We start from the raw sequence: 17,238 nt of genomic DNA on the forward strand, positions 1-17,238 counted from the left end.
CTTCCGCAATTGCGCTTCACTTCGCTCGCCGTGATCAGCTTACGATGGGACTTCCACCCACAAGAGAACGCCCATGCTGGGCGCACCAAAGGAAAAGGCCGGCGCCTATGTGGCGCCGGCCTTTTTCGTTGGAGCGATGGCTGTCCGGGTCGGGCTATGCCCTCGGCCCTGCATCCCAAGCTCCGGAAAGCACCGGAGCTTGGGGCCGGGGTCAGATCGAGATGCTCAGGGACTCCCGCCGAACCGGCGGCTGTTCGGGCGAGGTCGCCTGAGGCATGGGCCGGTGCGGCGCGGCGCCGGTGTGAGCAGCGCCAGCCGGAGCGGCGGCCGGGGCCTGGGCCGGAGCCGCCGCCTGGGCGGCGCCCGCCTGCAACTGCTGCAGCAGGCCGCTGGCGACCTGCCGGTTGATGTTGACCAGCGTGTCGATCTTGGAGCCGTCGAGATCGGCGAGGCGCGCCATCGTCTCACGGTCCACCAGCAGCGACAGGGCCGCGATGTTCGTCCTGACCTCCGGCGGATGGCCGCAGTCATCTTCCGTCATGGCAGCCTGGAAGATCGTCCATAGCCGCTGATTCAGCTGAAGAGCGCCCTGGAGCGCCTCCGCGCTGCCGTCGCGGCCCGCGTCGATCAGGCGGCGCGCCGCTTCGGCCAAGGCCCAGGCCTCGACGTCGCGCGGGTCTTCCGAAGACGGCCTGCTTACGTATTTCGGTGTCGGCTTCATGACAAAACCCTTGGACCAGCCCGCTGGAAACCCTCGGAAACGGCCATGTTCAAAGCCGTTTCACCATCCGTGGAATTGTCCGCCATCGCCTTTCCCTTGTCAACTTAAGGGGTAGTGATGGACTGCCCTTTACAAAAAATGTTTCAACTTGCGCCGAGGATGAGGTCGCGCGCGGCTGCTTCCGCCGCATCGACGGAAAGCCCGTTCATCAGGTCCAGCGCGTTCGGATCGGCTTTCAGCCGCTCCAGCAGCACGGCGCGCGGCACGGTCCCGGTCAGGGCGCGGGCCTGGCTGCCCCACGGACCGTAGGCTTCGGGGTAGCCAGGCCCAAACAGGCCGAGCGTCGGGGTTCCGACCGCCGCGGCGATGTGCATCAGGCCGGAATCGTTGCCCACATAGAGCCTGGCGCGCCGGAGGCAGGCCGCGGCCGCCAGCGGGTCGGTGCGGCCGGTGAGATCGACGGCCCGGTCGCCGAGCGCGTCCAGAAGGGGCTGCGCCCGTTCCCGCTCCGGCCCGGCGGCGAAGACGGCGACCCTGGCACCTTCGAGAGCGCCGCCGGGTGCCGTCAGGCGGCGCGCGAGTTCCGCGAAACGCCCGACCGGCCACTCCTTGCCGCGCCAGTTCGCCGTCGGACCGACCGCCAGCAACGGCCCCCCGCCCGTTCCCAGGAGCCGGTCCGCCTCGGCCTCGGCCGGCGCGTCGAGCCACAGCCGGGGTGGCGGCGGCGGGGCCAGGCCAAGAACGCAGCCGATCTCCTCGACCTTGTGCAGCGCGGGACGGCTGGCATGGAAGGCGCGCCGCGCCGCCGGAACAAAGCGCCCGACCGGCGAGTTCCGGAGATCCACCACGAGGTCCCAGCGCGTGCCCACGCAGATCCGCCACAGGTCCAGCCAATGCCGCGCGAAGCGGCGCTTGGCCATCGGTATCAGCTGTTCCAGCCCCGGCACGGCGCGGAAAAGCGGCGCCGGCAGCGTGCCGCAGGCGATCGTGAGGCGCGCTCCGGGATGCTGCTCGACGAGATGGGCGAGCAGGCCCGAGGACAGCACGGCGTCCCCGAGCCGGTTCGAGGTGATGAACAGGATCCTCAAGAGCCGTCCCTATCCGCTTGCTTGGCCGCTCAGCCGTCCGTCCGCCGGGCGGTTGGAACTTGGACGGCCGGAGCCAGGCCGGCCGGACCGCGATTGCCCGCCCCCACCACCAAGGCGGCGGCCGCGGGCGATCAGCCAGGATGACGGGCCGAGCGCCAGCAGAGGAAGCGCGTACATCATCGGAACGAAGACCGGATTCGCGCTGGCGAGGCTATTCATCCCAAGAGCGGACGCTTGCAGGACGATGACCAACAGCACCGCGACCGTCATGCGGGATGTCTGACCGCGGCGGCTGAACTCACCGGACAGCAGGCTGGCCAGGGCGATGCCCATGAAGGCGAGCGCCAACAGCGGAGAGGAAAAGCGGTTGTGCAGTTCGGCGACGAGATCGCGCCGCACCTTTTCGTTGGTCACGGCCCCGGCGGGAGGCGCGAGCAGCTCGGCCGTGGACCGCTCCCGCGAGTCGGGATAGCGGTCCGCCGATCCGCCCGACAGCACCTTCAGATCGACGGCATAGCGTTCGAAGAAAAGCTGGGAAAGCCGTCCGGTCGCGCGGTCCAGTTCCTGGCGGTTTCCGTCATAGACGACGAAGCGCGCGCCCGCCGCCTCGGTCAGCATCACCGCGCGGTCGCCCATGATCGTCACCGGCTTTTCCGGGACACGGGCATCGTGGATCAGCACCTTGTGCAGGTTGCCCTCCGAATCCCGCTCCCGCATGAAGATGCTCATGCCCTTGCCGAGATCGTTGAACACGCCCTCATGCAGGAAGAGCTGGGAGTAGTCGTTCCGCACGGCATATTCCATGTGGACCAGTTCGCGGTGCGCCGCCGGGGTGATCCACAGATTGAGCACGTAGACGATTCCCATCAAACCCGTCGCCATGGCCATGGCAGGCATGGCGAGCGACACCGGCCCAACGCCGGCGGCCCGCATCACGACCAGCTCGCTGTCCGTGCCGAGCCTGTTGTAGGTGAACAGTGCTGCCCCCACGAGCGCGATGGGCAGCACCACGCCCAGGAAGGTGGGCACGGTCAGCACCAGCAGCCACAGGAAGATCTGCAACGGGGCGCCTGCCTCGACCACCATTTCGATCAGGCGCAACGACTGGGTGAGCCAGATGGTCAGCGTCAGGCCGGCGGTGGAATAGAGGGTGGCGATGAAGATGTTGCGGAACAGATACCGTTGAAGTCGATTCATGTGTGTTCGCCGGCGGGAATCCGGGCATGAAGCTGACCGCCGGAAGCCCTGGGGTCAAGTGTTCATCCAAAGGCAGTGCAAGGCCCGGTGGCCGGATCGGCGCTGGACAGCGCCGGGGCGCCGGTTCCATCATGCGGCCCCGCCATTCCCAAGCCGCCGCCACCGAAGGAAAGAGCCATGGCCGCCCGGCCCCTCGTGAGCGTCCTGACGCCCAGCTGGGCGCGGGAGGATTTCCTGCCGCTGTGCCATGCCCGCGTCATGAGCCAGACCTATCCGGAGATCGAGTGGCTGGTCTTCGACGACAGCCCCAGCCCCTCGGCCTATCTTCAGCCGCTGACGGGACCCCGCCTGACATACTTCCATTCCTCCTCCCGCCACGCCGTCGGCGAGAAGCGCAACTTCCTGGCCGAGCACGCGAAGGGGGAGATCATCGTCCATTTCGACGACGACGACTTCTATGCGCCGGCCTATGTGGAGCGCATGGTCGCGCGGCTCGAGGAGGGGGCCGACTTCGCGACGCTGTCCGGCTGGTTCCTCTACAGCACGCTTCTCGGCAGCTTCGGCTGGTGGGACACGGCGCGCGGCGGGGCGCACCACCGTTGGGGCCGCACGGGCCGCCGCTACATCGACGCGCCCGACAGCCCGCCGTCGGAGGACAACCTGCTCGGCTACGGCTTTTCCTACGCCTACCGGCGCCACGTGTGGGAAGCGTTGCGCTTTCCGCCGGTCAACGCCTGCGAGGACGCGCCCTTCGCACGGGCCGCGCGGGAGCGGTTCCGGTTCACCGCCTTTCCCGACACCGAGGGGCTTTGCCTGCACACGCTGCACGGCCGCAGCAGCAGCCTGTGCCTGCCGCAATACGAGCTGCCGCCCGCCCTCCTCGGCCGGATCTTCGGACCGGAGGCGGCGGCCTACACCGTCCCGTCGCCCTGACCCGCGGCGGCGCGCTGCTTGGATTCCAGGTTGTCCTTGACCGCCCATGCAATGCAGCCGATGAGCAGCGCGAAGGAGAAGATGCAGCCGGCGGAGACCAGGATCGCCATGTCGGGGATGAACAGGCCGTAGATCGCGGCGAGGACGCCGCTGCCCGCCACGGCCCAGAGCCCGTAGGCGGCCAGTTTCAAAATCTGGATCATGACGTGTTTTCTGTCTCCCTGGACGGCGCCTTGTACCGGCGCACTCCGGGGAATGCTAGCCCTCTTCGGCATGCCGCCGCAACCCGCGGCGACCGGCGGGCGGTTTAAACGATCACGTCGAGGAACATGCCACGGCGGTAATTGCGCGGCAGCGTCAGGATGCCGTTGACGACGAGGCCTGCCAGCTGGCGCAGGGTCGGCACGCGCTGGCGCCCGCCCTGGACCGCGTCGGCCCGGCCCCGCGGCCCCGCAGGCAGCAGGCGCCCGCCGCCGCCATCAGGGCGGATCAGGTCGTTCGCGCGGTCGCCGGTGCGTCTGGTCTCTACCATTCGCGGAAAATACCATGCGGTTCAGGAAAACGGCAAGGGTCCCGGCGCCGGACCCATCTTATCCACAGGATGGTGGACAAAGCGGTGCATAAGCCTGTTGAACCAGCGGTGGCGCCTATGCGCCGGGGGCCTTCCGAACCGCCCCGCCGCGCCGTCCCTTTCGGCCGCCCGCGGATCGGGCGCGCTGCCCAGCCTGCGCCCGCTCCTACCCCCGAAGATGGGCTGCCCTGTTCCGAACGCGATGACAATTTCTGGGTGGTCCACAACACCAGCGGGGGAAGGGCATGGCCCATTACCTGATCACGGGCGGCTGCGGCTTCATCGGATCGCACCTCGCCGACAGGCTGATCGACGACGGTCACCGCGTCACCATTCTCGACGACCTTTCGACCGGGCGGCTGGAGAACAAGCCGGCCGCGGCCAGACTCGTGGTCGGCGACGTCGCGGACCCGGACGCGGTGAGCCAAGCCATGGAAGGGGTGGATGGGGTGTTCCATCTCGCCGCGGTGGCCTCGGTCCAGCGGTCCCGCGAACTGTGGGCCGAGACGCACCGGACCAACCTCTCGGGCACGGTCACCGTCTTCGAGGCGGCCCGCAGCGCCCGGAACGGCCATCCGGTTCCGGTGGTCTACGCCTCCTCGGCGGCGGTCTACGGCAACAACCCGGACACGCCGCTGGCCGAAGGCTCCGCCACCGTCCCGCTGTCGGCCTACGGAGTGGACAAGCTCGGCTGCGAGCTGCACGCCCGCGTCGCCTGGAACATCCACGGCGTGCCGACGGTGGGCTTCCGCTTCTTCAACGTCTACGGGCCGCGCCAGGATCCCTCCTCCCCCTATTCCGGCGTGATCTCCATCTTCTCGCGCAAGGTCGCGCGGGGCGAGGACGTGGACATCCACGGCGACGGCCAGCAGGTGCGCGATTTCGTCTTCGTCGGCGACGTGGTGCGCTTCCTCGCCGCGGCCATGGAGCGCGAGCCGAAGGGGGCCACCGTCTACAACCTCTGCACCGGCCGGCCGACCTCGCTCCTGATGCTGCTCGACGTGCTGCAGGAGCTTTGTAACGGCAAGATCCGGCGCAACCATCTGCCCCCGCGCCTCGGCGACATCCGCGTGTCGATCGGCAACCCGGCCCGGCTGCGCGAGGTCTTCGGCATGAGCTGCCAGATCGGTCTCCTGCAGGGTCTGTCGGCGACCCTCACCGGCCGCATGCCCTGACGTCTTCCGCCGCATCCGTCTCGGGAGATTATAGGGATATGCGGCGTTAGCCCGCCCGGTCCGGACGACCAAAGGACCGCCCGCCTGTTTGCGCTTACGAAAGCGCAAACAGGGCCGAGGCGGCGATGGGCTGGAATGGCAGGGGAGCACCGAAAGGCACGCGGGGCGGAGCCAAGCGCGGCGGGACCTCACGGAGTGGCGGGGCGCGGCGCGGACGGTCGCTGTCGCTTCGCGGGATCCTGCTGCTGGTCCTGATCCTCGGCGCCGTGTTCGCCGCGGAACGCTTCGGGGTCCTGCCGCCGGGGACGCTCGCCTCCCTCACCGGCGAGGAACCGGCCCCGGCGCCGAGGCGCACGGCCGAGCGCGGGCCATCCGCTCCGCCCGCCCAGACCCGGTCCCCGTCGCCCTCCGCTCCGGCGGACGCCTCCATCGACCATGCGCGCGTGCAGGCGCAGCTCGACGGCATCCGGGTGGAGCCGGAGATGCGGCGCGGCTACCGGAGAGAAGACTGGCCGCACTGGGTGGATGCGGACCGGAACTGCCTGAACACGCGGGAAGAGGTGCTGATCCGCGACGCGGCGGAGCCGCCGCGCCTCGCGACGAACGGCTGCTCGATCCAGTCCGGAACCTGGCATGATCCCTACACGGGCGTGACCTTCCACGACCCGCGCAAGCTCGACATCGACCACCGCATCCCCCTGGAGGAGGCCCACAACAGCGGAGGGCACGGATGGGACCGTGATCGGCGCCAAGCCTTCGCCAATGATTTGAGCGATCCCCGCACGCTGGTGGCCGTGGCGGCCGAGGCCAACCGCGCCAAGGGCGCCAAGGGGCCGGAGGAATGGCTGCCGCCGCGCCGCGAGGGGCTGTGCCTCTACATCGCGGACTGGATCGCCGTGAAGGCCCGCTGGGAACTCAGCATGGACGAGCGCGAGCGGGTGACGGTCGGCAACATCCTCGCCGACTGCCGCAACCAGGTGGCCGAACGCGGCCAGGTGGGTGCTGCCCCGTGACCGTCGGGACCAGACCCCTTACGTCAAAGGATACGGTCCGGGTGCCGATGCCGGTGATCCGGCCGGGGCACCCGGGGAACCGGGCCGTCATGCCACGTTGACGGTACGGGCCTCGTCGCGCTTCTTGGGAGCGGGCTGCTGGTAGGCCACAGCCGCGTGCTCCAGGCAATAGGGCAGGCCGCTGTGGGCGGTCTTGCCGCAGAAGTGGAAATCCTGATGCTTGGGGTCGCCGACCGGCCACTTGCACATGCGCTCGGTCAGGCTGAGAATCGTGGCGCCGCGGGTCGGCTTCTTCTTGATGGGCGAAGGACGGCCGGAGAGGCCCAGGCGATGCGCCTTCCCGATCACCGCGTTGCGGCTGATGTCGCCGAGGGCGTCCGCGATCTCGCTCGCGCTCAATCCCTGGGCCCACAGATCCTTGAGACGCTGAACCCGTTCCTCAGTCCAATTCATCCCTAATCTCCCTGCTGCGAAAGCGGTACCCTATTCGGCGTCTATGTCTTTCGGCCCAAGCGGAAGCTTTTCCATAAGGCCGCAACATTTTGTGCCAAGCTGGAGCGACGCTACCAGATGCACGTGCACAGCGATAGAGGGCACTCGCAGGATTCCTGTGCATAAGTCACCGACTCATGGCCGAATAACACCGGACATGGCCCTGAGGACACACCTCTCAGAGGTACCCCGACCGGTCTGTCGAGGAGGGCCCCCGGCAAGCCCTTGATTCGGCAGGGCGAATCCCGCTTTTCACGTTCTGGGCACCTCGAAAGGAGCGCAGTCCGAGTCCTTTGCGCCACCAGATTTTGTGGCGTTTCCGGACACGCCCCGCAAAGGCTGGTGTCAATGTGGCGAAAGCGGTGGAAGGGGCTCCGCCCCTGTCAGGGGCTGGCGAGGGCGGAAAAGCCCGCTTTTCCGTCGAAGGTGCAGAGATTTTCGATCTGGATGAAGTCGAGCCCGGCTTCGGCAAGCCGGCCGAGCAGGGACACAATATCTTGATGCTTCACGACCCCGGTGCTGGCCAGGAAACGGCAGCGCCAGTGGTCGGTGCAGAAGACCCCGGCGTTGCCGTTCGGCCAGACCGTCTGCGACCGGTTGGAGATGGTGGAGAGCTGGAGCGCGTTGCCGCCCAGCGGCCCGACCAAGCCCGCCAGCTCGTCCGGGTCGCCGCCCGGCCAGTGCAGGAAGACGTCCACCCCCACCAGCTCCTTCACCGCGACGCGGCGCGGCGACAGCAGCACGCTGCGGTCCACGGCCGAGCGCAAGGTGGCGTAGCCGACGCTGGTCAGCGTCACCGGGAGCTGGCCCAGCCGCTCCACCACGGCCTGGGCAAAGTCCTGCGTGCCGACCTTCAGCTTGCTGTTGCCGCGGGAGAAGACGTCGGTGGTGTGGACGCCATCCTCCAGCGTCTTGAGCCAGGCGTTGTGGATGCGGGCGGCGACGTCGCCCTGCCCGATGTGGACCAGCATCATCACCGCCGCCATCAGCAGGCCCGAGGGGTTGGCGATGTCCTGGCCCGTGATCATCGGGGCGGAGCCGTGGATCGCCTCGAACATGGCGCAGGCGTCGCCGATGTTGGCGGCACCGGCCAGCCCGACCGAGCCCGTGATCTGTGCTGCGATGTCCGACACGATGTCGCCGTAGAGGTTCAGCGTGACGATCACGTCGAAGCGTTCCGGCTGGTCGGCCAGCCGTGCCGCGCCGACGTCCACGATCAGGTGGTCGGCCTTGATCTCCGGATATTCCTTGGCGACCTCATAGAAGATGCGGAGGAACAGCCCGTCCGTCAGCTTCATGATGTTGTCCTTGGCCAGCGCCGTGACCTTGCGGCGCTGGTTGGCCCGCGCGTAGTCGAAGGCGTAGCGGACGATGCGTTCCGAGCCCGGCCGGGAGATCAGCTTCACCGACTGGATGACGTCGTCGGTCTGCCGGTGCTCGATGCCGGCGTAGAGGTCCTCCTCGTTCTCGCGGATGATCACCACGTCCATGCGCGGGTGCCGGGAGCGGACGTAGGGGTGGTAGGACACGCAGGGCCGCACGTTGGCGAACAGCCCCAGCGTCGTGCGCGCCGTGACGTTCAGCGACTTGTTGCCGTGACCCTGCGGGGTGGTGATCGGCCCCTTGAGGAAGACGCGCGTGCGGCGGATGGAGGCCCAGCCGGCGGCGTCCAGCCCGCCCGCGTGGCCGCGCCGGTAGACGGCCTCGCCCGCCGCGACCTCCTCCACCTTCAGCCGCGCGCCGGCCGCCTGCATGATGTGCAGCACCGCGTCGGTGATCTCGGGACCGATGCCGTCGCCCTTGGCGACGGTGATCGGGGTGATGGTGGTGTCGCGCATGCGGAAAGGCACTCCGGGGGTCCGCGCGACCCTAGACGAAAGGGGCAGGCGAATTCAATGGGCGGCGGACGGAACCGGCCATGCCCGCGCCCTTCCGCCGCAGCCTCCCCCGCCGGCCATCAGGCGCTGTGCAGCCGGCGCGCGTTGGCCTGATGCCGGCGGACCAGTTCGGCGAGGTCCAGGCCGGGAATGCGCCCGTCCTCCACCGTCCAGCGGCCGGCGACCATGACCCGGTCGGCCCGGTGCGCCCCGCACAGCACCAATGCCGCCAGCGGGTCGCCGTGCCCGGCGAATCGCAGCTCGTCCAGCCGGAACAGGGCGAGGTCCGCCTGCCGCCCCGCCGTGATGGCGCCGAGGTCCGGCCGGCCGATACAGGCGGCCGAGCCCGCCGTCGCCCAGCGCAGCGCGTCCCGATGCCCGACCGCCGACACGCCGTAATGGTGCCGTTGCAGGAGGAAGGCCGCCCGCACCTCCTGCATCAGGTTGGAGCTGTCGTTCGACGCCGAACCGTCCACCCCCAGCCCGACCGCCAGCCCCGCCCGCTCCATCGCGTGCACCGGGCAGTGGCCGGAGCCCAGCGCCTGGTTGCTGCAGGCGCAGTGGGTCACCGCCATGCCGGCCCGCGCCAATCGTCCGATCTCGTCCGCGTTGAAATGGACACCGTGGGCGAGCCAGACCCGGTCCGACAGCCAGCCGCAGGATTCCAGATAGTCCAGCGGGCGGCAGCCGTGGGTCTCCTGGCAGAGGCGGATTTCGTCCTGCGTCTCCCCCAGATGGGTGTGCAGCCGCACGTCATGCCGCGCGGCCAGTTCCGCCGTCCGCTCCATCAGGGAGCGCGTCACGCAGAAGGGCCAGCAGGGCGCGAGCGCGATCTGCACCATCGCCCCCTCCCCCGCCCCGTGGTGGGTGCGGATCAGCCGCTCGCTGTCGGCGAGGATGGTGTCCTCGTCCTGCACCATCCCGTCCGGCGGCGTCTGGCCGTCCTTCTCCGACAGATCCAGCGACCCGCGCGTCAGCACCGCGCGGATGCCCAGCGACCGGGCCACCTCCACCTCGACGTCGATGGCGTTCTCCAGCCCGTCGGTGAAGACGTAATGGTGGTCGGTCGTGGTGGTGCAGCCGGACAGCATCAGCTCCGCCATCGCCACCTGGACGGCGGAGCGCAGCCCCTCAGCGTCCAGCCGCGCCCAGACCGGATAGAGCGCCTGGAGCCAGGGGAACAGCTCCTTGTCCAGGGCGGCCGGCAGGGCGCGGGTCAGCGTCTGGAAGAAATGGTGGTGCGTGTTGATCAGGCCGGGCAGCACCACATGCTCCCCCGCCTCGAACTGGGCGTCCACCGGCGCCGAAGGCTCCTGCCCCGACGGCACCAGCTCGGCGATCCGCCCATCCTCGACCACCAGTCCGCGGGCGGCCCCATCCGCCAGGATCGCCAGGGGATCCTTGATCCAAAGCCTCATGGCACGCCCCTTCCCTCGTCACCGTCCGATGCCGAGCCAAACCGGCGGCAAGGCCGGACGTCACAGGTCCGGAAGGTGATGGAAGAGCGAAGGCGAGGTTTGGCGGCGAATCCCCGGCGGCCTGACGAACCGCCTGCGGACCCCACCTGCGGCCAAAAAGGAATGCTATCCTAGAAAATAGCCGCACGCAGCAGCCAGAGCACTGGCAGCCCGCCCTCTCCAACACGCGTGATCCCGGTAAGCGACCGGGGGACGAAGCAGCGCTCGCATCCGTTCGTGTGCATATGGTTGAATATTCCTTAAAGCTTTCTCGTTATAGGCTTGATCCCATAGGCATCCATCGCGAGGCCTAAAACCATAAGGGAGGGTGATATGGCGAGCGGAAGGCACGGAACGGAAGGTCACGAGATCGTCAGGGCGGCGATCTACCCGGCGATCGGCGTGGCCCGCGTGGGCAACAGCCCGGAGGAATGGTTCCTCGGGCCGGAGGTGCCGGATCCGGCTCCGGAAGCGCCGGGCTTCTACCGCGACGCGTCCGGCGCCCTGAAGCGGCAGGCGGCACGATTCCGTGTCTATGGGCTGAACGCGGCCGGCAAGCCGGTCGCGGAACTGACCGGGGACAGCGAGGCGGAGATCGCCTGGACGGTCCATCTCGCCAACACCAAGGCCGCCTGGTACGAGTTCCAGCTCGCCCTCGACATTCCGGAAGCCGCAGACGCGCCCCCCTCCTACCGGCGCAACGCCCAGGTGGCCCACCGGGACGACCTCGTCATCGATCCCGGCCCGCGCGGCATCGCCGGCGCGAACCAGGGCGGCGTGCGGTTCGACACCGGGCGCTTCATGGACAAGCCGGTCTATTTGGGCGAGCTGTCCACGGACGAGGCGGGGCGGCTGATCGTGCTCGGCGGGCATGGCCTGTCGGCCTCCTACAACAACGCCCGCGCCGTGACCTTCGCCAACAACGACGGCTGGCACGACGACACCTCCGACGGGCCGGTGACGGCCACCGTGACCTACAAGGGCAAGGCCCTTCCGGTCGATCCGGCCTGGATCGTCGTCGCTCCACCCAACTACGCGCCCCAGCAGAAGTCCGTCCGGACCATGTGGGACCTGATGCGCGACCTCGCCTACCAGCAGCGCTTCCTCACCAAGCCGAAGCAGCCCTCCTTCCAGCGCGACATCCGCCCGATCTTCGAGCGCATGAGCCGCCTGCAATGGGTGAACGCGGGCTTCGCCAAGGGATTCGGCTGGGCGTCGCCCTACGACTTCACCTCCCCGGACTGGCTCGCGCGGCTCGCCGACAAGAGCGACGCCGCGCAGGAGCAGCGCCGGCAGCTCGCCAACCAGTTCCGCGTCTATGAGCGCGACGCCTGGTCACCGGTGCCCTGGCCCTGGGTGTATGGCGACGCCATGAGCCTCCCGGCGACGGACACGCCCCGTCAATACACCGAACTGACGGCGACCCAGCTCGGCTTCCTGGAGCAATGGGCCGAGGGCAAGTTCCTGGACGATTACGATCCGGATTGGCAGCCGCCGCGCCGTCTTGAGGAGGTGCCGGTCGCCGAGCAGCCGGCGACGCTCGATCAGGCCTCACTGGAGTTCTGCCTGGCCGACGCCTTTCATCCTGGCTGCGAGATGACCTGGCCGGTGCGCACCCCGTCGATGTTCATGGGGCCGTACCGCTTCCTCCATGCCCCGGCCGGGGAGGAGCCGGACTATGGCGCCGTCCTGACCTGGGAAACCTGCGAGCGGCCGGACGGCCCGCTCACCGGCCAGCGGCCCGGCGGCATCACGCGCTGGATGGCGGTTCCCTGGCAGACCGACACGGCGAGCTGCCGGTCCGGCTACAACACGGCCTATGATCCCTACATCCCGACCTTCTGGCCGGCGCGCGTGCCCAACGAGGTGCTGACGCCCGACGATTACGCGGTGGTCATGGACAAGAGCGCCGAGATGCCCGACCGCTTGGCCGCCTTCGCCCGGCGCGCGGGATGGGACGACAGCCTGGGCAAGGGCACCTACGTCGATCAGATCAACTTCTTCATCGACAACATCGACGCGGTCGCGCTGGTGGAAAGCGTGCCCGGCCCGGCGGACGGCTCGCCCTTCCCCAAGGTCATGGAGGTCGGCGACCGGGCGATTCCGGAGCATGAGAAGCGCGCCCGTGCCGCCGTCCAGCTCTCGGTCGAGCCCCGTTCGGCGAGGGAGGGGCTTGAGGGCATCGACAAGGTGCGCCGCTTCCCCAGCGCCCAGCGCCACCGGTCCGGGCGCTGATCAACGGGTGGGCGTGAGGCGATGCCGGGCGGGACGCCGGTGATCGAGGCGGACGCCGTCGTGGTCGGCGCCGGGCCGGCCGGGGCGGCCTTCGCGCTCAACCTCGCGCCCTCGCGGCGCGTCCTGCTGGTGGACCGGCGGGACGCGCCCGCCGTCCGCATCGGCGAATCCCTGGCCCCGGCGGCGCGCCGCCTGCTCGCCGACATGGGGCTGTGGGAGGATTTCCTGGCCCAGGGGCACGCGCCATGCCATGGCGGCCGGTCCGTCTGGGGCGGGCCGGAGCCGGTGGAGGCCGACGGGCTGCGCGATCCCGACGGGCCGGGCTGGCACCTCGACCGCGCGCGGTTCGAGGGCTGGCTGCGCGGCGTCGCCTCGGCGCGCGGGGCGGCGCTGCTCGTTCCCGCGCAGCCGCGGGGCGTCGCGCGGGAAGAGGACGGCTGGCGGCTCAACCTCGCCTACAAGGGGCGGCTTCTGCCGGTGCGCGCCCGCTTGCTGGTGGACGCCGGCGGGCGGGCTTCCCCGCTCGCGCGCGGGATGGGGGCGCGGCGCCAAACCGGCGACCGGCTGGTCTGCGGCTGGCTGCATGGCCGGGACGCCGCCGGCCGGCAGTCCGGCCTGACCCACATAGAGGCCGATCCCGACGGCTGGTGGTACACGGCCCCCCTGCCCGGCAACCGCCGGGTCCTGGCCTTCCACACCGACGCCGACCTGCCGGCAGCGACCGACGCGCGGGACCGGGGCGCCCTGATGCGGCGGGCGTCGGAGCGCGCCTTCCTGTCCGGCATCCTGTCCGGCAGCGGCTTCGCGCCGGAAGGCGAAGCGGGTTTCTGCGCCGCCCACAGCAGCGCGCTCGATCCCCCGGCGGGCGAGGGCTGGCTGGCCGTGGGGGACGCGGCGCTGGGTTTCGACCCGCTGTCCTCGCAGGGCCTGTTCAACGCCCTCTACACCGGCCTCGCCGCCGCCGAAGCCGCCGACCGGCACCTCGCCGGAGACGGCACGGCGCTGGCGGACTACCGGGCGGGCATCGCCTCCATCCGCGACGCCTACAGGGCGCACCTGCGCGCCTGGTACGGGCTGGAACGCCGCTGGGCGGAGAGGGCTTTCTGGAGCCGGCGGCATGGGGCGGACATGACCGCGCCGTGACGCCATCCATCCGTTGCTCGCGCTGCACGGACGCTTGACGTTCTCAACTGTGTTGGCATGATAGGCCAACATGAAAGCCGATCTTGTCATTCGCCGCCGCGTGGTCTTCGGCAGCCGTGATTTTGCCGAACTGGTGGTCTGGAAGGTCCCGGAACCGGTTCCACCCACCACACATGGATTCAAGTATCGGCTGGCCTACATCGTTGAAGGACGGCGTGTGGTTGGCTTCGACAACGAACGCGGCAAGGGTGATCACCGGCACCTGGGGGATGGCGAGGAGCCGTACCGTTTCACCGGCGTCGAGCAGCTGGTCGCCGATTTCCTGAATGCGGTTGCGGATTGGAGGAGGGATCATGGCAAAGCGTGAGATCCACGTAACCGAAAGCGCGCTGGAACGGGCGGGCGCGGAGCTGGTGGCCGCCTGGAAGGCGACGGAAGCCGGGGAGTCCGTGGAAGCGACGGACCGGCTCCTTTTCGAGAGTTGGGAAGCCCTCTGCGCCGTTTTGACGCCGAAACGTTACGAGTTGCTGCGCCACCTGCACCGGGCGCCCGTGCGGAGCATTCGTGCCCTGGCGCGGGAATTAGGACGTGATGTGAAGCGGGTGCATGAAGATGTGACCGCCCTCGAGGAACTTGGCCTGATCGAACGGGACCAAGCCACCGGCCAACTTTCCATGCCGCTCGACGAGATTTCCTCCACCATCCGCTTCGCCGCATGACCGGAGACATGGCACCCTTGGACGCCGGCCATCGCCCTGCGTCTCGGCAAGCTCTGCGGCAATGGGCCGGAGTTGTGGATCAACCTCCAAACCCGATTAGGATTGGACCGGCTGTCGCGCGAACTGGGCGAGGAACTGGCGGACATTTCGACGCTCAACGCGGCATGATCGTAGCCGGATCGTTGAACAGGACATAGAACAGGCGAAGCCAATGATCACGAGCAAGCTGGCGGGACATGGACGAACAACCATTCCAAAGCAGGTTCTTGAGGTCCTCGACCTGCGTGAGGGCGACAGGATCGCTTATGGAATCGAAGACGGCCAAGTTGCCCTGACGCGCGCACCCTCCGACATTTCCGGTGAGCCATTCCGCCATTTCGGCGAATGGAACTCCGAAGCTGACCGGCAGGCCTATCGGAGCCTCTAAACAGGCTGTTCACCCCTCTTACCGCGCCAGCTCCCGCATCGCCGCGTCCAGCCCCTCCAGGGTCAGCGGGTACATGCGGCCGTCCATCAGCCGGTGCAGCATGCGGGTGCTTTCCGTGTAGGGCCATTGCGCTTCCGGAACGGGGTTGAGCCAGACGGCCTTTCGGTAGACGGCCAGCACCCGCTGCATCCAGGCCTGGCCCGGCTCCTCGTTCCAGTGCTCGACGCTGCCGCCGGGGTAGGCGATCTCGTAGGGGCTCATGGCGGCGTCGCCGACGAAGACCAGCTTGTAGTCCGGCGGGTAGGTGTTCAGCACCTCCACAGTCGAAATGCGCTCGTCGAAGCGGCGGCGGTTGTCGCGCCAGACGCTCTCGTAGAGGCAGTTGTGGAAGTAGTAGTGCTCCAGATGCTTGAAGGCGCCGCGCGCGGCGGAGAACAGCTCCTCCACCAGCCGGATGTGGTCGTCCATGGAGCCGCCGACGTCCAGGAAGAGCAGCACCTTCACCGTGTTGTGCCGTTCCGGCACCATCTTCAGGTCGAGCCAGCCGGCGTTGCCGGCGGTGGCGCGGATGGTGCCGGGAAGGTCCAGCTCCCGGGCGGCGCCGGTGCGGGCGAACTGGCGCAGGCGGCGGAGCGCCACCTTGATGTTGCGGGTGCCGAGTTCGACCCGGTCGTCGAGGTTCCGGAACTCCCGCTTGTCCCAGACCTTGACGGCGCGGCGGTGGCGGGATTCCGCCTGTCCGATGCGCACGCCTTCCGGGTTGTAGCCGTAGGCGCCGAAGGGCGAGGTGCCGGCGGTGCCGATCCATTTGGAGCCGCCCTGGTGGCGCCCCTTCTGCTCGGCCAGCCGCTGGGCCAAGGTCTTCATCAGCCTGTCCCAGCCGCCGAGCGCCTGGACCTGAGCCTTTTCCTCCTTGGTCAGGAAGCGCTCGGCCAGCTTGCGCAGCCACTCCTCCGGCAGGTCGCGGGCGGCGACCTCCCCGGCGGTGCCCTCCAGGTCGCCGATGCCCTGGAAGACGTGGCCGAACACGCGGTCGAAGCGGTCGATGTTGCGTTCGTCCTTCACCAGGCAGGAGCGGCTGAGATAGTAGAAGGCCTCGACGCTGTGGCCGGCGACGCCCCGCTTCATGGCCTCCATCAGCGTCAGATACTCGGTCAGCGAGACCGGGACGCCCGCCTTGCGCAGCTCGAAGAAGAAGTGTGTGAACATGACGCAGCTCCCCGAATCCCGTCGATCCTAGCGCCGGACGGGGAGAAGCGCCATGATGGCGGGAAACGCCGGTTCGAGGAAAAGCCGGTCCGAAGAAAGACAATGAGACGGATGCCATGACCGCCCTGCTCGATTTCGCCAGAGCCCTGGAGTTCGCCGCCACCCGCCACATCGACCAGCGGCGCAAGGGCGTGCGGGCCGAGCCTTACGTGAACCACCTGTCGGAGGTGGCGCTGCTGGTCGCCGAGGCGACGGAGGGCAAGGACCCGGTGGTGGTGATTGCCGCCCTGCTGCACGACACGCTGGAGGACACCGACGCCAGCTACGAGGAGATCGAGCAGCAGTTCGGCCCGGAGGTCGCCGCCGTGGTGGCCGAGACCACCGACGACAAGCGCCTGCGCAAGGCCGAGCGCAAGCAGCGCCAGATCGACATGGCCCCCACCGCCTCGCCCCGTGCGAAGCTGGTGAAGCTGGCCGACAAGATCAGCAACCTGCGCTCCATGTCGGTCAGCCCGCCCGCCGACTGGCCGATCGCCCGCAAGGCCGAGTATTTCGAGTGGGCCCACGCCGTCGTCGCGGGCCTGCGCGGCATCGACGCCCGGCTGGAAGCCCTGTTCGACCGGGCTTACCAGGACGGGATGGCGCAGCTGCGGGGCGGAGGGAAGTGAGGGCTGGGCCGGAAGCAATGCTTTTGCAGAGACGGTCAAGATTGCGTTGTAGAATCACTGGGCCTTGACTGCGAACGTCGCACGTTCAGAACAGAGTATCTGGACAGGACGACAATTCAACCGTCACCCCCGCGAAAGCGCATAGGCGCTAACTTTGAGAGTCGACCGACGAAACCGAGCATCCGACCGCCTTTCCACCGTCAGCCACGCGGATGCGCATGGATGCTAACTTAATCCCCTCTCCCCTTGGGGCTACGGCTTGCACAGAACTCGATAGAAAGTCGGTTAAAAGGAAGGGGTTTGCCTGTTGTGA

The 17,238-nt window shown here is 68.7% G+C and carries 18 protein-coding genes; 9 read left to right on the forward strand and 9 right to left on the reverse strand.

All coding sequences use genetic code 11. The features are described from left to right. Nucleotides 1-211: 211 nt before the first annotated feature. The 3 genes from JUB11_RS31150 to lptF all read right to left on the reverse strand — a co-directional run bounded on the left by JUB11_RS31150 (nt 212) and on the right by lptF (nt 3,006). Complete coding sequence (locus tag JUB11_RS31150; protein ID WP_207462701.1) at nt 212-721, reverse strand: flagellar biosynthesis regulator FlaF; 510 nt, start codon at nt 719-721, stop codon at nt 212-214. Nucleotides 722-864: 143 nt separating this feature from the next. Continuing rightward, the gene (locus JUB11_RS31155) at nt 865-1,809 is read right to left on the reverse strand and encodes a glycosyltransferase family 9 protein (RefSeq protein ID WP_207462702.1); all 945 of its coding nucleotides are present in this window, start codon (nt 1,807-1,809) and stop codon (nt 865-867) included. A 9-nt stretch (nt 1,810-1,818) separates the two neighbouring features. Next, nucleotides 1,819-3,006 carry an LPS export ABC transporter permease LptF gene (gene lptF / locus JUB11_RS31160; RefSeq protein ID WP_207462703.1) on the reverse strand — a complete coding sequence of 396 codons (1,188 nt, stop codon included), beginning with the start codon at nt 3,004-3,006 and terminating at the stop codon, nt 1,819-1,821. 177 nt (nt 3,007-3,183) lie between these two features. On the opposite strand from lptF, the gene JUB11_RS31165 reads away from it, so the two are divergent. Then, nucleotides 3,184-3,939, forward strand: coding sequence for a glycosyltransferase family 2 protein (locus tag JUB11_RS31165; protein WP_207462704.1), 756 nt, complete (start codon nt 3,184-3,186; stop codon nt 3,937-3,939). On the opposite strand, the gene JUB11_RS31170 is transcribed toward JUB11_RS31165, so the two are convergent. Both JUB11_RS31170 and JUB11_RS31175 read right to left on the reverse strand, forming a co-directional pair. Continuing rightward, nucleotides 3,918-4,142 carry a hypothetical protein gene (locus JUB11_RS31170; protein ID WP_207462705.1) on the reverse strand — a complete coding sequence of 75 codons (225 nt, stop codon included), beginning with the start codon at nt 4,140-4,142 and terminating at the stop codon, nt 3,918-3,920. The two genes, JUB11_RS31165 and JUB11_RS31170, sit on opposite strands and share 22 nt — an antisense overlap. Before the next feature lie 104 nt (nt 4,143-4,246). Next, on the reverse strand, nt 4,247-4,471 hold the full coding sequence (locus tag JUB11_RS31175; protein WP_207462706.1) for a hypothetical protein: 225 nt from the start codon (nt 4,469-4,471) through the stop codon (nt 4,247-4,249). A gap of 284 nt (nt 4,472-4,755) precedes the next feature. On the opposite strand from JUB11_RS31175, the gene JUB11_RS31180 reads away from it, so the two are divergent. Continuing rightward, nucleotides 4,756-5,685 (forward strand): SDR family NAD(P)-dependent oxidoreductase, encoded by a 930-nt coding sequence (locus JUB11_RS31180; protein ID WP_207462707.1) that lies wholly within the window; start codon nt 4,756-4,758, stop codon nt 5,683-5,685. A gap of 125 nt (nt 5,686-5,810) precedes the next feature. Further along, on the forward strand, nt 5,811-6,698 hold the full coding sequence (locus tag JUB11_RS31185) for an HNH endonuclease family protein (protein ID WP_247887457.1): 888 nt from the start codon (nt 5,811-5,813) through the stop codon (nt 6,696-6,698). Nucleotides 6,699-6,785: 87 nt separating this feature from the next. Here the strand turns inward: JUB11_RS31185 and JUB11_RS31190 are convergent, their stop codons facing one another. From JUB11_RS31190 to JUB11_RS31200, 3 genes are all read right to left on the reverse strand, one after another. Further along, entirely contained in the window at nt 6,786-7,151 is a 366-nt protein-coding gene (locus JUB11_RS31190; protein WP_207462708.1) for a GcrA family cell cycle regulator, read from the reverse strand. A 422-nt stretch (nt 7,152-7,573) separates the two neighbouring features. Beyond that, the gene (locus JUB11_RS31195) at nt 7,574-9,028 is read right to left on the reverse strand and encodes an NADP-dependent isocitrate dehydrogenase (RefSeq protein WP_207462709.1); all 1,455 of its coding nucleotides are present in this window, start codon (nt 9,026-9,028) and stop codon (nt 7,574-7,576) included. 119 nt (nt 9,029-9,147) lie between these two features. Further along, complete coding sequence (locus tag JUB11_RS31200) at nt 9,148-10,485, reverse strand: 8-oxoguanine deaminase (protein ID WP_207462710.1); 1,338 nt, start codon at nt 10,483-10,485, stop codon at nt 9,148-9,150. Nucleotides 10,486-10,857: 372 nt separating this feature from the next. Between JUB11_RS31200 and JUB11_RS31205 the strand changes: the two genes are divergently transcribed. From JUB11_RS31205 to JUB11_RS31225, 5 genes are all read left to right on the forward strand, one after another. Next, nucleotides 10,858-12,759 carry a LodA/GoxA family CTQ-dependent oxidase gene (locus JUB11_RS31205; protein WP_207462711.1) on the forward strand — a complete coding sequence of 634 codons (1,902 nt, stop codon included), beginning with the start codon at nt 10,858-10,860 and terminating at the stop codon, nt 12,757-12,759. A gap of 21 nt (nt 12,760-12,780) precedes the next feature. Next, entirely contained in the window at nt 12,781-13,902 is a 1,122-nt protein-coding gene (locus tag JUB11_RS31210) for a tryptophan 7-halogenase (protein WP_207462712.1), read from the forward strand. 70 nt (nt 13,903-13,972) lie between these two features. Next, nucleotides 13,973-14,269: a DUF6516 family protein gene (locus JUB11_RS31215; protein ID WP_207462713.1), complete on the forward strand. Its 297-nt coding sequence runs from the start codon at nt 13,973-13,975 to the stop codon at nt 14,267-14,269. Then, the gene (locus JUB11_RS31220; RefSeq protein ID WP_207462714.1) at nt 14,256-14,621 is read left to right on the forward strand and encodes a helix-turn-helix domain-containing protein; all 366 of its coding nucleotides are present in this window, start codon (nt 14,256-14,258) and stop codon (nt 14,619-14,621) included. The genes JUB11_RS31215 and JUB11_RS31220 overlap by 14 nt, the downstream gene beginning before the upstream one ends. A gap of 211 nt (nt 14,622-14,832) precedes the next feature. Further along, the gene (locus tag JUB11_RS31225) at nt 14,833-15,048 is read left to right on the forward strand and encodes a transcriptional regulator (RefSeq protein WP_207462715.1); all 216 of its coding nucleotides are present in this window, start codon (nt 14,833-14,835) and stop codon (nt 15,046-15,048) included. Between the two features lie 18 nt (nt 15,049-15,066). Here JUB11_RS31225 and JUB11_RS31230 read toward each other — a convergent pair whose 3' ends face one another. Further along, nucleotides 15,067-16,257: a VWA domain-containing protein gene (locus tag JUB11_RS31230; protein ID WP_207462716.1), complete on the reverse strand. Its 1,191-nt coding sequence runs from the start codon at nt 16,255-16,257 to the stop codon at nt 15,067-15,069. A gap of 116 nt (nt 16,258-16,373) precedes the next feature. Here JUB11_RS31230 and JUB11_RS31235 point away from each other — a divergent pair, with 116 nt between their 5' ends. Beyond that, nucleotides 16,374-16,925 carry an HD domain-containing protein gene (locus JUB11_RS31235; RefSeq protein ID WP_207462717.1) on the forward strand — a complete coding sequence of 184 codons (552 nt, stop codon included), beginning with the start codon at nt 16,374-16,376 and terminating at the stop codon, nt 16,923-16,925. The last annotated feature ends 313 nt before the right edge of the window (nt 16,926-17,238 follow it).

It is taken from the genome of Azospirillum sp. SYSU D00513 (assembly GCF_017356015.1).
Classification (GTDB): domain Bacteria; phylum Pseudomonadota; class Alphaproteobacteria; order Azospirillales; family Azospirillaceae; genus Azospirillum.

Bases quoted from the DNA above. Each gene is read 5' to 3' on its own strand.
- JUB11_RS31180 (WP_207462707.1), top strand. From the start codon at position 4,756: ATGGCCCATTACCTGATCACGGGCGGCTGCGGCTTCATCGGATCGCAC.
- JUB11_RS31225 (WP_207462715.1), top strand. From the start codon at position 14,833: ATGATCACGAGCAAGCTGGCGGGACATGGACGAACAACCATTCCAAAG.
- JUB11_RS31230 (WP_207462716.1), bottom strand. From the start codon at position 16,257: ATGTTCACACACTTCTTCTTCGAGCTGCGCAAGGCGGGCGTCCCGGTC.
- JUB11_RS31210 (WP_207462712.1), top strand. From the start codon at position 12,781: ATGCCGGGCGGGACGCCGGTGATCGAGGCGGACGCCGTCGTGGTCGGC.
- JUB11_RS31170 (WP_207462705.1), bottom strand. From the start codon at position 4,142: ATGATCCAGATTTTGAAACTGGCCGCCTACGGGCTCTGGGCCGTGGCG.
- JUB11_RS31190 (WP_207462708.1), bottom strand. From the start codon at position 7,151: ATGAATTGGACTGAGGAACGGGTTCAGCGTCTCAAGGATCTGTGGGCC.
- JUB11_RS31205 (WP_207462711.1), top strand. From the start codon at position 10,858: ATGGCGAGCGGAAGGCACGGAACGGAAGGTCACGAGATCGTCAGGGCG.
- JUB11_RS31165 (WP_207462704.1), top strand. From the start codon at position 3,184: ATGGCCGCCCGGCCCCTCGTGAGCGTCCTGACGCCCAGCTGGGCGCGG.
- lptF (WP_207462703.1), bottom strand. From the start codon at position 3,006: ATGAATCGACTTCAACGGTATCTGTTCCGCAACATCTTCATCGCCACC.
- JUB11_RS31235 (WP_207462717.1), top strand. From the start codon at position 16,374: ATGACCGCCCTGCTCGATTTCGCCAGAGCCCTGGAGTTCGCCGCCACC.
- JUB11_RS31195 (WP_207462709.1), bottom strand. From the start codon at position 9,028: ATGCGCGACACCACCATCACCCCGATCACCGTCGCCAAGGGCGACGGC.
- JUB11_RS31215 (WP_207462713.1), top strand. From the start codon at position 13,973: ATGAAAGCCGATCTTGTCATTCGCCGCCGCGTGGTCTTCGGCAGCCGT.
- JUB11_RS31220 (WP_207462714.1), top strand. From the start codon at position 14,256: ATGGCAAAGCGTGAGATCCACGTAACCGAAAGCGCGCTGGAACGGGCG.
- JUB11_RS31175 (WP_207462706.1), bottom strand. From the start codon at position 4,471: ATGGTAGAGACCAGACGCACCGGCGACCGCGCGAACGACCTGATCCGC.
- JUB11_RS31200 (WP_207462710.1), bottom strand. From the start codon at position 10,485: ATGAGGCTTTGGATCAAGGATCCCCTGGCGATCCTGGCGGATGGGGCC.
- JUB11_RS31150 (WP_207462701.1), bottom strand. From the start codon at position 721: ATGAAGCCGACACCGAAATACGTAAGCAGGCCGTCTTCGGAAGACCCG.
- JUB11_RS31185 (WP_247887457.1), top strand. From the start codon at position 5,811: ATGGGCTGGAATGGCAGGGGAGCACCGAAAGGCACGCGGGGCGGAGCC.